8 protein-coding genes are annotated in these 12,650 nt (G+C 70.1%); all 8 read left to right on the top strand.

What is annotated here, in order from left to right:
* Positions 1–8: 8 nt before the first annotated feature.
* The 8 genes from BFF94_RS13840 (at position 9) to BFF94_RS13805 (ending at position 12,640) form a co-directional block, all read left to right on the top strand.
* Positions 9–5,060 (top strand): non-ribosomal peptide synthetase, encoded by a 5,052-nt coding sequence (locus BFF94_RS13840; RefSeq protein ID WP_219139458.1) that lies wholly within the window; start codon positions 9–11, stop codon positions 5,058–5,060.
* The gene (locus tag BFF94_RS13835) at positions 5,050–6,102 is read left to right on the top strand and encodes a GNAT family N-acetyltransferase (RefSeq protein WP_219139457.1); all 1,053 of its coding nucleotides are present in this window, start codon (positions 5,050–5,052) and stop codon (positions 6,100–6,102) included. Before BFF94_RS13840 ends, BFF94_RS13835 begins: the two co-directional genes overlap by 11 nt.
* Before the next feature lie 32 nt (positions 6,103–6,134).
* Positions 6,135–7,511 carry a lysine N(6)-hydroxylase/L-ornithine N(5)-oxygenase family protein gene (locus BFF94_RS13830; protein WP_219139456.1) on the top strand — a complete coding sequence of 459 codons (1,377 nt, stop codon included), beginning with the start codon at positions 6,135–6,137 and terminating at the stop codon, positions 7,509–7,511.
* A 46-nt stretch (positions 7,512–7,557) separates the two neighbouring features.
* Positions 7,558–9,798 carry a TonB-dependent siderophore receptor gene (locus BFF94_RS13825; RefSeq protein WP_504740293.1) on the top strand — a complete coding sequence of 747 codons (2,241 nt, stop codon included), beginning with the start codon at positions 7,558–7,560 and terminating at the stop codon, positions 9,796–9,798.
* A gap of 59 nt (positions 9,799–9,857) precedes the next feature.
* Complete coding sequence (locus BFF94_RS13820; RefSeq protein WP_128846639.1) at positions 9,858–10,697, top strand: formyltransferase family protein; 840 nt, start codon at positions 9,858–9,860, stop codon at positions 10,695–10,697.
* Positions 10,697–11,713: a GNAT family N-acetyltransferase gene (locus tag BFF94_RS13815; protein ID WP_219139454.1), complete on the top strand. Its 1,017-nt coding sequence runs from the start codon at positions 10,697–10,699 to the stop codon at positions 11,711–11,713. The genes BFF94_RS13820 and BFF94_RS13815 overlap by 1 nt, the downstream gene beginning before the upstream one ends.
* 250 nt (positions 11,714–11,963) lie before the next feature.
* A complete protein-coding gene (vapB, locus tag BFF94_RS13810; protein WP_128844613.1) occupies positions 11,964–12,227 on the top strand; it encodes a type II toxin-antitoxin system VapB family antitoxin in 264 nt (87 codons plus the stop codon).
* On the top strand, positions 12,224–12,640 hold the full coding sequence (locus BFF94_RS13805; protein WP_128844616.1) for a PIN domain-containing protein: 417 nt from the start codon (positions 12,224–12,226) through the stop codon (positions 12,638–12,640). Before vapB ends, BFF94_RS13805 begins: the two co-directional genes overlap by 4 nt.
* Positions 12,641–12,650 lie beyond the last annotated feature (10 nt).

The following is a 12,650-nucleotide window of genomic DNA, read 5'->3' as shown; positions in this document are numbered from 1 at the left end:
GACGACGGATGACGAAGGTTCAACCCGACTGGCTCGCGCTCGCGACGCGTTTCGCGCAACTGCCCGACGCGCAGCGCGCGGTCTTCATCGACAAGCTCGGCGCGGCCGGCATCGATTTTCGCGTGCTGCCGATTCCGCCGCGCACGGCGCGCCACGACCGCGTGCCGGCGTCGTTCGCACAGACGCGGCTGTGGCTGCATGCGCGGCTGATCGATGCACCCGACGCGTACCACATCACCGAGCGTCTCGCGCTGACAGGGCCGCTCGACGTGCATGCGCTGCGTCTCGCATGCGATGCACTGATCGCGCGCCACGAAGCGCTGCGCACGACCTTCGACGAAGCGCAGGACGGCGTCGCGCAAGCGATCCATGCGCCGCTGCGCTGCCCGTGGCGCGAAACCGATCTCGAAGCGCTGCCGGACGCGCAGCGCGTTGCACGCGCGGAGGCCGTCGCGGCAGTTGACGAAGCCGAACCGTTCGACCTCGGCGCGGCGCCGCTCGTGCGCGCGCACCTGGTGCGCTTCGACGCGACCCGTCACTGGCTCGCGCTGACGGTGCACCACATCGTGTCGGACGGCTGGTCGTCGGGCGTGATGCTCGACGAGCTCGCGGCGTTCTATTGCGCGTATGCGTCCGACCGGCCGGTGCCGCTCGCGCCGCTGCCGATCCAGTACGCCGACTACGCGCTGTGGCAGCGCCGCTGGCTCGACGCCGGCGAACGCGATCGCCAGCTCGCGTTCTGGCGCGAACGGCTCGATCCGCAACGCGGCGTGCTGACGCTGCCGGGCGCGACCGCACGGCCGGCACGCCGCAGTGCGCGCGGCGCATGCCATGTGTTTTCGCTCGACGCGCGGGTCGGCGCGCAACTGCGCGCATTCGCGGCCGCGTCGGGTGCGACGCCGTTCGCGGTGCTGCTGGCCGCGCTCGATGCGCTGCTGGCGCGTGCGACCGGCGATGCGCGGATCTGCGTCGGCGTGCCGGCCGCGAACCGCGAACGCGCGGAAGTCGCCGGCCTGATCGGCTTTTTCGTCAATACGCTGGCGATTGACGTCGACGTGCCCGCGCATGGCGATTTCTTGTCGCTGGTCGCCCGCACGCAGCGCGCGCTCGTCGACGCGCAGATGCACCAGGACGTACCGTTCGAGCAGGTGGTCGACGCGCTCGGCGTGCCGCGCAGCGCGAGCCATCATCCGCTGTTCCAGGTGATGGCCGCATATGGCGAACGCCGTGCGCTGCCGGCGCTGGGCGCGGCGTCGGCCGCTTTGCTGCCGTCCGGCACGCCGTCCGCGAAATTCGACCTGACGCTTTCTGTCGAGGCGACGCCCGACGGCACGTTCGACGCCGCATTCATCTACGCGCTCGACCTGTTCGACGCCGACGCGATCGCACGGTTGGCCGCGCGCTTTGTCACGCTGCTCGGCGATGCGCTCGCGCGCCCCGACATGCCGGTCGGCGATCTCGACTGGTTGCCCGCCGACGAGCGCGCGCAGCTCTTCGCCTGGAACGCGCCGGCCGGCGCGACCGAAGCCGAACCGTTCGTGCCCGTGCACGCGCGCATCGCCGCGCATGCGCACGCACGGCCCGACGCACGCGGCGTCGCCGATATCGATCGCGCATTGACGCGCGGCGAAGTCGACGCACGTGCGGCGCGTCTGGCGCGTCATCTGGCGGCGGCCGGCGTGCGGCCCGAGATGCGCGTCGGCGTCGCGCTGCAGCGCTCGGTCGACCTGCTCGTCGCGCTGATCGCGGTGCTGAAGTCGGGGGCGGCGTTCGTGCCGCTCGATCCGGCTCACCCGCGCGAACGGCTCGCACAGATCGTCGGCGATGCGGGCATCGCGCACGTGCTGACCGACGGCGCGAGCGCCGCATCACTGCCCGAGCTGCCGGCGCTGCGTGTGTGGCGCGCCGATGAAATCGATGCGCTCGACGAAGCTGCACATATCGCGCTGCCGGACGTGCTGCCGGGCCATGCAGCCTACGCGATCTATACGTCGGGCTCGACCGGCAAGCCGAAAGGCGTGATCGTCGACCATGCGTCGTTCGCGCTGCATTGCGCGGCGATCGCCGCGCGCTACGGCGCGGGCGAGCAGGACGTGTTCCTGCTGTTCCAGTCGGTCAACTTCGACGGCGCGCACGAGGGCTGGTTTTCGCAATACATGTCGGGCGCCGCCGTATCGGTGACGGCCGACGTGCTGTGGCCGCCCGCACAGACCTGCGCGATGATGGTCCGCGACGGCGTGACGATGACCTACGTGCCGCCCGGCTGCGCGGCGCAGCTCGCCGAATGGGCGCTCGCGCACGGCGCGCCGCCGACGCTGCGTTCGCTGACCGTCGGCGGCGAGGCGACGTCGCGCGAGGCGTTCGCGATGCTGCGCCGCGCGCTGCCGGACGTGCGCGTGGTCAACGGCTACGGCCCGACCGAGACGGTCATCACGCCGACACTGTGGATGTTCGGGCCCGGCGACGATCTCGCGAAGCTCGGCGACGCCGCGTATCTGCCGATCGGCACGCTGGTCGGCGCGCGTACCGCGCACGTGCTCGACGAGCGGCTGCATCCGCTGCCGGTCGGCGTGATCGGCGAGCTGTATCTGGGCGGCGAGGGGATCGGCGTCGCGCGCGGCTATCTCGACCGCCCGGCGCTGACGGCCGAGCGCTTCGTGCCCGATCCGTACGGCGCGCCGGGCGCGCGGCTGTACCGTACGGGCGACCTCGTCCGGCGCCGCGCGGACGGCGTGTTCGACTTCATCGGCCGCGTCGATCACCAGGTGAAGCTGCGCGGATTGCGCATCGAACTCGGCGAGATCGAGGCGCAGCTTGCCGCGCACGACGCGGTGCGCGAAGCGTGTGCGGTCGTGCACGGGCAGGGCGCGCTCGCGCAGCTCGTCGCGTATGTCGAGCTGACCGCCGATGCCCGGGCTGCCGCGCAGCCGGTCGAAGCCGCGACGCTCGATGCGCACCTGCGCCGCACGCTGCCCGATTACATGGTGCCCGCGCAACTGATCGTGCTCGACGCGCTGCCGCGCAATGCGAACAGCAAGGTCGATCGCGCGCGGCTGCCGGCACCGGTGCGTGTCGAACGCGCGTACGAAGCGCCGCACGACGGCGACGAAGCCGCGCTCGCGGCGATCTGGTGCGACGTGCTGAATCTGGAGCGCGTCGGCCGCGGCGATCACTTCTTCGATCTCGGCGGCCATTCGCTCGCCGCGGTGCGCGTCGCGACGCGCGTGGCCGAGCGGCTTGGCCGCGACGTGCCGGTGCGCGCGCTGTTCGAGGCGCCCGTGCTCGCGCAGTACGCGCTTCAGGTGGCCGATGCGCCGCGCGCGGTGCATGCCGGTGCTGCGGCGCCGGGCGTCGCGGTGGCCAAACCCGACGCACACGGCGTGTGGCCGCTGTCGCCCGCACAGCTCGGCCTGTGGTTCCTGTGGCGCGCGCAGCCGGACAGCGCCGCGTACAACATTCCGGTCGCGCTGCGCGTGCGCGGCCCGCTCGATGTCGAGGCGCTGCGCGCCGCGTTCGCGGATGCGGCAGCCGTGCATCCGGCGCTGCGCGCGCGGCTGGTCGTCCGCGACGGCGCGTTGCCGGGCCAGCGGATCGATGCAGACGTTTCTGTCGAACTGCCGGTTGTCGACCTGTCGGCGCAAGCCGATGCGCTTGCCCGCGCGGCGGCGCTGACCGACGAGGACGCGCTCGCGCCGTTCGACCTCGCGGCCGATGCGCCGCTGTGGCGCGCCCGCGTGCTGCGGCTCGGCGCGGACGACCACGTGCTGTCGGTGACGATTCATCACATCGTGTCGGATGGCGAATCGATCGAGTTGTGGCTCGATGCGGTGCGCGCGAGCTACGTCGCCCGTGTGCAGGGCAGTGCCGTGCCGGCCGGACAAGCGGTCCAACTGGCCGCTCAACCGGTCGTCCAACTGGCCGCCCAACCGGCCGTGCCGCTCGTGCTGCCCGCGCCGTGCCATCCGGCGCGTGTCGCGTACTGGCGCGATGCGCTGGCCGATCTGCCGTCGCGCGTGCTGCCGCAGCGCGCGGACGCGCCGGCCGTGCCGCAATGGCGCGCGGCACGCATCGCGTTCGACTTCGATGCGCAGCTGATTCGCGCGGCGCGCGACGCCGCATCGGCCTCGCACGCAACGCTGCCGATGCTGCTGCACGCGGCGCTCAACACCGCGCTGTTCCGCGCGACGGGCGCGGCCGACCAGCCGGTCGGCGTGCTCGCGTCCACGCGCGAGCTGACCGGCGACGCGGCCCGCGATGCACTCGGTCTCTTCATCAATTCGGTCGTCGTGCGCACGCGGATCGACCCGGCCGCCCGCCGCACGGACGTGCTCGCGCAGGTGCGCGACACGGCGCTTGCCGCGTATGCGCATGCCGACGTGCCGTTCGCGGACGTCGTCGCCGCGCTGCGCGCGCCGCGTGCCGCGCAGGCCAATCCGCTGTTCCAGGTGATGTTCAACTACCTGCGCCCGACCGGTGCGGCCGCACGCGACTGGGCTGGCCTGACGCTGACTGGATTCGACGACGTGCGCCATCGCGTCGTGTTCACGCTGGAGCTGGATGTCGTCGAGCATCCGGACGGCCGGGTGAGCGCCGCGTTCTCGTATGCGGACGAACTGCTCGAGCGCGGCTTCGTCGATGCGCTCGTCGATGTCTATCACGACGAAGTCGCGCGCTTCGCCGGCGCGTCGGAGGCGGCGCTCGGCGCGCCCGACATGCGTGCCGTTGCGTACGCGTCACGCATCGCGCAGGCAAGCGGCGACGCGCCCGCCGCCGCGCCGTCACAGGCGCCGCACGCGGCCGCCGTGCTCGCGGCGCTGTGGTCGGACACGTTCGCGACGGCCGCGCCCGAGCCGGATGCGGATCTGTTCGAAGCCGGCGCGACGTCGTTCGACGTCGTGCGCTTCGTCGACGCAGCCGGCCGTGCCGGTCATGCGCTGACGGTCGCCGACGTGTTCGCGTCGCCGACGCTCGCGGCGCTCGGCGCGCGGCTCGATGCGAAAGCGGAAACAGAAACAGAAACAGAAACAGAAACAGCGCAGGAGGAACGCCATGCTGGCTGAAGTGCGTCCGGACGGATTCACGATGCTCGATACGTACCGCCTCGCGTTCGCGGACGGCCTGTTCGCCGTGCGCGACGGCACGGAGATCCGGGTCGCTCAGGGCGACGGCATCGGCGCGCAGTTGCTGCGCGCGCAACTCGGCGACGACGGCGCACTGCGCCTCGTCGCATACAACCATCGCGCGGCGCCGGCCGACCAGCGGCGTGCACTGCTGGCCGCGCTGGCCGCGGCGTTTTCGGACGCAGCGCAACACGCGGCGATCCGGCTCGACCCGGCCGCGTGGCCGGCGGTGGCGCTCGATGCGCTGCGCGCGAGCGGCGTGCTCGCCGACGGCGGCCGCTGCATGCGCGACGGCTGGGCGCAACAGGCCGATCTGTGGCTCGTCGGCCCGCATCTGCCGTGCGCGACGCTGCCGATGCTCACCGACGGCCGGCGTCATCCGCGCCGGCCGCCCGCGCCGCGCGGCGACGTCTACGTGCGCGACCTGCCGGCGCTCGGCGTGCGCTTCACGCTGCGCGGCTGCGAGCCGGCGGAGGATGCCGAACGGCTCGCGCGCTGGTTCGACGAGCCGCGCGTGCGCGACGGCTGGCCGGGCGCACAACCCGCGCCATCCGCGCAACCCGGCCCGGATGGCGCGCCAGGCGCCGCACCCGATGCCGATCCGCACGTCACGCCGCTCGTCGGCTGTTTCGACGGCGAACCGTTCGCGTATTTCGAAGCGTTCTGGCTGAAGGAAGACGCGCTCGCGCCGCACGTCGCGGCGCGCGACTACGACCGCGGGCTGCGGATGCTGGTCGGCGAATCGCGCTGGCGCGGCCCGCATTGCGTGGCGGGCTGGCTGCCGTCCGTCGTTCATTACCTGTTTCTCGACGACCCGCGTACCGAAGCGGTCGGCTGTGCCGTTCCGGCCGGCCACGCGCGGGTTGCCGACCATCTCGCGCGGCACGGCTTCGCGCGGCAGCGCCGTCTTGCGCTCGCCGACGCGCAGCCGCTGTGGATGCGCACGCTGCGCGAGACGTTCTTCTCCGGCCGTCACGTCTGACGGGCCGGATTCACCGACAAGGGAACTGAGACATGCAGAGAGAAACCGTATTCGACCTGATCGGCGTCGGCTTCGGGCCGTCGAATCTGGCGCTGGCCGTGCGCCTCGCGGAGCGCAGCGGCGCGCGCACGCTCGCCCATTGCTTCGTCGAGCGCCAGCCGGAATTCGGCTGGCATCGCGGGATGCTGCTCGACGACTGCCGGATGCAGATCTCGTTTCTGAAGGATCTCGTCACGATGCGCGATCCGACCAGCCGCTACACGTTCATCAACTACCTGTTCGAACGCGGCCGGCTGAACGAATTCGTCAACCTGAAGAACTTCTATCCGACCCGCGTCGAATTCCACGACTACCTGAGCTGGGTCGCCGACGCGTTCGACGATCGCGTCCATTACAGCGAGACCGTGCTGGCGATCGAACCCATCCGTGGCGACGGCGCGCGGGTCGATGCGCTGCGCGTGCTGTCGCGCGACGCCGCCGGCCGCGAGCGCCAGCGCGTCACGCGCGCGCTGTCGGTCGGCGTCGGCGGCACGCCCGCGATTCCGGACGCGTTCGCCGCGCTCGGCCGCGACCGCGTGATCCATTCGTCGTCGTATCTGACCGACATCGACCGGCTCGTCGCGTCGCCCGACGGCGAGCGCCGCCGCGTCGCGGTGATCGGCGCGGGGCAGAGCGCGGCCGAGGTATTCATCGACCTCGCGCGCCGCTTCCCGCACGTCGACGCGAGCCTCGTGATGCGCGCCGGCGCGCTGAAGCCGGCCGACGACAGCCCGTTCGTCAACGAGATCTTCAGCCCCGAGTTCACCGATGTCGTTTATGCCCAGCCGCACGATGCGCGCCGCGCGCTGCTCGACCGCTATCGCGACACCAACTACGCGGTGGTCGACCGGCCGCTGATCGAGCAGATCTACGAAATGCTGTACCTGCAGCGCGTCGACGGCACGCCGCGTCATGCGCTGCTCGCGAACAGCGCGATCGAGGCCGCGGTACGGACCGCCGACGGCCGCATCGAGCTGACGCTGCGCGACCGGATGAGCGGCGCCACACGCGTCGAGCGCTTCGACGCGCTCGTGCTCGCGACCGGCTACCGCCGCGACACGCATTCAGCCTTGCTCGAAGGGCTCGCGCCGCACCTGGGCGATGCGCTCACGCGCGGCGACGTCACGCGCGACTACCTGCTCGCGACGCCCGAGCACTTCGCGCCGCGCATCTACCTGCAAGGCTGCTGCGAAGACAGCCACGGCTTGTCCGACACGCTGCTGTCGGTACTGGCGCGCCGCGCGGACGAAATCTGCGCGTCGCTCGAAGACGGGATCGCGCCCGCCCATGACGAAGGCGCGGCCCGGGCAACGCATGAAAAACGACAGGAAAACGGGGCGAGCGCGGGCCGGATGGCTTTCGCTCTTTGACAAAGGCGCGGTCGGAGACCGCATGAAAAAAGTGGAGCAGAACAAGATGCAGTGGGCAACAGGCACGCGTTTGCGTGCGATCGCAGCCGCGGCAAGCGTGGCGTTCGGTATGGCGGCGGCAGGGCACGCATTCGCCCAGACGGCGCCGGCCGTGAACGCAGGCGCCGCGGCGTCGGCCGGCAGTGCGCAGAACGGCGCGGCGGCCAGTGCGTCGACCAGCGCGCAGAACGGCACGCTGCCGGCGATCACCGTCAACGCGGCCTCGGCAGGAGACGGCACGGTCGGGCTCGTCGCGAAGCGCAGCAGGACCGGCACCAAGACCGATACGTCGATCAATGAAATTCCGCAGACGATCAACGTCGTCACCGCGCAGCAGATCGAGATGACCGGCGCGACCGACGTGAACGCGGCGCTGCGCTACGTGCCGGGCTTCTCGTCGTACGGCTCGGACAACCGTTCGGACTGGTACGCGGCGCTGCGCGGCTTCACGCCGACCGCGTACGTGGACGGGCTGCAGGTGCCGAACACGATCAACCTCGCGAGCTGGCGCGTCGATCCGTACATGATCGACAGCATCAGCGTGCTGCGCGGGCCGACCTCGGTACTGTACGGCGCGGGCGACCCGGGCGCGATCGTCGACGTGCAGACCAAGCTCGCCGACGGCGAGCGCGTGCGCGAGGCCGGCGTGCAGATCGGCAACTACGCGCGCAAGCAGTTCATGATCGACGTCGGCGACAAGCTCGACCCGGACGGCAAGTACGCGTACCGGTTCGTCGGCGTCGCGCGCGACGGCAACGCGCTGACCGGCCCGAACAACGACCAGCGCGTCGCGCTTGCGCCGTCGTTCCGCTGGCGTCCGAACGCGGATACGTCGCTGACGCTGTCGGCCACCTACCTGCAGGACTGGGGCGACATTTCGTCGAACTTCCTGCCCGCGTCGGGCACGGTGCTGCCGAACCCGAACGGTCAGATCAACAAGGACGTGTACGAAGGCGATCCGAACTTCAACTACTACCGCAAGAAGCAGTGGTCGGTCGGCTATCAGTTCGAGCAGAACCTGACGTCGGCCTGGACGTTCCGCCAGAACGTGCGCCTGATGCACCTGTCGCTCGACAACGGTTCGGTGTTCGGCAACGGCTTCGTCGAAGGCAGCACGACCGACGTGTCGCGCTGGGCCGGCGTGTTCCAGATGAACTACAGCCGTTTCGACATCGACAACAACGTGCAGGGCCGATTCGCGACGGGCCCGCTCCAGCACACGCTGCTGCTCGGCTTCCAGTACAACCGCCAGACCGCGACCGACAGCGAATGGCTCGCTGCCGCGCCGCCGCTGAACATCTACAACCCGGTCTACCTGCCCGTCACGACCGCGGTGTTCACGCCCGACTCGACGTTCCGCACCAACACGTACACGACGATGAACACGTTCGGCCTGTACGCGCAGGACCAGATCAAGTGGAACCGCTGGACGCTGACGCTCGGCGGCCGCGAGGACTGGGTCAACATGCGGATGGACGACCGCGCGGCCGGCACGTCGACGAAGGCGGACGTCACGGCATTCACCGGCCGCGTCGGCCTCACGTACCAGGGCGACTACGGGCTGTCGCCGTACATCAGCTACGCGACGTCGTTCAACCCGCTGATCGGCGTGAACCTGCTCGGCGGCGGGCTGCCGCAGCCGACGCGCGGCAAGCAGATCGAGGCCGGCCTGCGCTGGCAGCCGCCCGGCAAGAACCTGATGCTGAACGCGGCGATCTACCAGATCAACCAGACCAACGTGCTCACGCCGGCGCTGCCGAGCCAGGACATTACGGGCACGAAGTCGGTGCAGACCGGCGAAGTGCGTTCGCGCGGGATCGAGCTGAGTGCGACCGGCAAGGTCACGCCGAACTTGTCGCTGATCGCGTCTTACGTCTATCAGGACGTGAAGAACGTGAAGGCCAACGACATCTCGCTGAACAACTGGCCGGTCGACATTCCGCGGCCGCGCCAGATGGCGTCGCTGTGGACCGACTGGACGTGGCACACGGGGCCGCTCGCGGGCCTCGGCCTCGGCGGCGGCATTCGCTACCAGAGCGCGTCGGCCGGTGCAGCCGACAATTCGCTGACGGTGTCGAGCGTCACGCTGTTCGACGCGGGCGTGCATTACGACATGCGTAACTGGCGCTTCGCCGTGAACGGAACGAACCTCTTCAATCGCCACTACATCAGCGGTTGCCAGTCGATGAACGTCTGCGTGTTCGGTACCGACCGCACCGTGATCGCGACCGCGAAATACAACTGGTGACGACGCGCGCCGCGGCCCGCCGGCCGCGGCGCCTTCGTCCGCTTTTCCACGACGCATCCATGCCGAAGAAAAATCTCGTCTACATCCAGTCGCTGCGCAACGGCGCGGCCGATCGTGCCGGCCAGCCGGTCGCTTATCGGGGCGGCGCGCGCTACATGAAGGCGCCGCTCGAATTCCTCGTCGAGCGCCTGAACGATGCGCCGCTCGGCGAACGCTACACGCTCCGGGGCGTGATCGTCGACGACGACGACGGGTCGCCGGCCGATCGCGCGAAAGTCGCCGATTACGGGTTCGCGCGCACGCCGGGCCGCCCGTGGATCCTGCCCGACGCTCTGACGGTGCAGGGCCGGCCGGTCGACGAACTGTTCTGTTCGATTCCGTCGACTTACCGGCGGCTGCCGCGCGACGCGCGCGAGCGCGCTGCGGCCAAGCAGGCGTTCGAGCGCCGCCTGCTCGAGCGCCTGCTCGAACTCGATGCCGACATCGTCGTGCTCGACGGGCTGCTCGTGATCCTCGACGAGCTCGTGCGGCCCGGTGCGCGCTTTCACCGGCGCATCGCCAACATCCACCCGGGCATCACGGCCGACGATTCGCCGTACCAGCGGCGCGGCGCGTGGGCGACGCTCGACGCGCTGCACGGCGCGCGCGGCGAACGGGTCGACTGGGCGAGCGGCGCGACGTCGTCCGTCGAGCCCGTGACGATGACGGGCGCATCGTTCCACTACGTCGACAACGGCATCGATTCCGGCGAGGTGATCTGCGACGTGCTCGACACGCCGATCGCGCCGGACGACACGATTCTCGAGCTGCGCTGGAACAACTTCCAGCGCAGCCTGTTTCCGGCGCTCGAGCAGGGGCTTCACGTCCTCGCCGACCGCCACGACGCGGGAGCACTGTGATGGAAGACACGCTGACGAAACCGGCCGGCGCCGCGGACGCCGTCGAAGGTGAAGTGGCCGCCGCGCTCGACGGCGCCGCGCACGGGCAGGCGGCGCCGGTCGCCGAGCGCACGCTCGACGCGTGGCGGCCCGACGATTCGCCGGACGCGCTGCTCGCGGCGTTCGTCGCGCTGTTCAACACCGACACGCGACACGACGCGGCGACGATCTCGGTGCCGCTCGGCGGCGCCGATGCGGCGGCCGTGGCGTCGTACGTCGCGCGCGCGGTGCGCGAGGGCGTGATCGACGGCGCACAGGTCGTGGGCAATATGCTGCGCGTCACCGTGTCGCGCACGACGTTCTGGCAGAACCCGCGGCCGTGGCTGAAGGCGAGCGCGTCGGGCGGGATGCCGCTGCGCTACGCGATCACGAACGGCCACCGGCACCCGGTGCGGCCGCCGTCGCCGGCCGGCGAGGTTTATGCGCGCCATATGCCGCAGGTCGGGATGACGTTCAGCCTGCGCACCGTCGACATCGACGCGCACGCGGAACTGTTCAGCGGCTGGATGAACCTCGATCGCGTCGCGCATTTCTGGGACCAGCGCGGCACGCGCGACGAGCACGCGGCGTATCTCGCCGAGCGGCTTGCCGATCCGCACATGCACCCGATGATCGGCTATTTCGACGACACGCCGTTCGGCTATTTCGAGTTCTACTGGGCGAAGGAGGACCGTCTCGCACCGTTCTACGACGCGCACGACTACGATCGCGGGCTGCACCTGCTGATCGGCGACCCGCGCTTCCAGAGCGCCGGCAAGCTGCATGCGTGGTGGAGCGGGGTGCTGCACTACATGTTCGTCGACGAACCGCGCACGCAGCGGCTCGTCGGCGAGCCGCGGGTCGATCACGTGCGGCACATCGCGTACATGCACCGGCTCGGGTTCTACACGCTGAAGGAGTTCGACTTCCCGCACAAGCGCGCGGCGCTCACCGTGATCGAGCGCGATACATTCTTCGACACTTTCCGGTTGCCGTGACGGGGTGGGGGCGCAGCGTCGGTACGACGTTGCGCGCGGCTCGTGCATCGCGTCTGCATCGGCCGTTCGGGATATGGACCGCGCGGCCTGCGTCATGAAGAATGGATTGCTCTCCTCATCGACGACAGGCGGCAGCATGACAAAAACACCCATGACAGCGTGGGGCGCGACGTCCGATTCGCGCCCCCTGAAATTGACATATGCCAGCATATGTTTAGAATGGGTGCATCGTACTCCCATGGAGTGGCTCATGCGCACCGTTTCCATTTTCAAGAACGCCCGTAACCAGGCAATCCGCATCCCGAAGGACATGGAGTTCGAGGGCGTGACCGAACTCGAGATCCGCCGCGAGGGCGATACGCTGCTGCTGCGGCCGGTGCGTCCCACGTGGCTCTCGTTCTCGAACGAACCGCTGGCCGACGCCGATTTCCTCGCCGAACGCCCGGCCGTCATCGAGTCCGGCCGTTTCGACCTGTCCGGCGATGCCGGCTCGCCGACGGAGTCCAGCCGGTGACCACGCTCTACATGCTCGATACGAACATTTGTTCGTTCATCATGCGCGAGCGGCCGCCCGTGGTGCTGTCGCGGTTGCAGTCGTGCGTCAACGCGCAGCACCGGATCGTCGTGTCGGCCATTACCTATGCCGAAATGCGGTTCGGCGCGATCGGCAGGAAGGCGTCGCCGAAGCATGCGGAACTCGTGACGGCCTTTGTTTCGCGGCTGGATGGCGTGCTGTCGTGGGATACGGCGGCCGTCGATGCAACGGCCGCGATTCGCGCCGATCTCGCCGCGCGCGGCACGCCGATCGGCGCGAACGATGCGTCGATCGCCGGGCATGCGATCGCGGCCGGCGCGGTGCTCGTCACGAACAACGGCCGGGAATTCGGCCGTGTCGCCGCGTTGTCGCTCGAAGACTGGGCGGCCTGAGCGCGGCGGG

Source organism: Burkholderia catarinensis (genome assembly GCF_001883705.2).
In the GTDB taxonomy this organism is placed as follows: Bacteria; Pseudomonadota; Gammaproteobacteria; order Burkholderiales; family Burkholderiaceae; genus Burkholderia; species Burkholderia catarinensis.
This window is presented reverse-complemented; position numbering and strand designations above follow the sequence as displayed.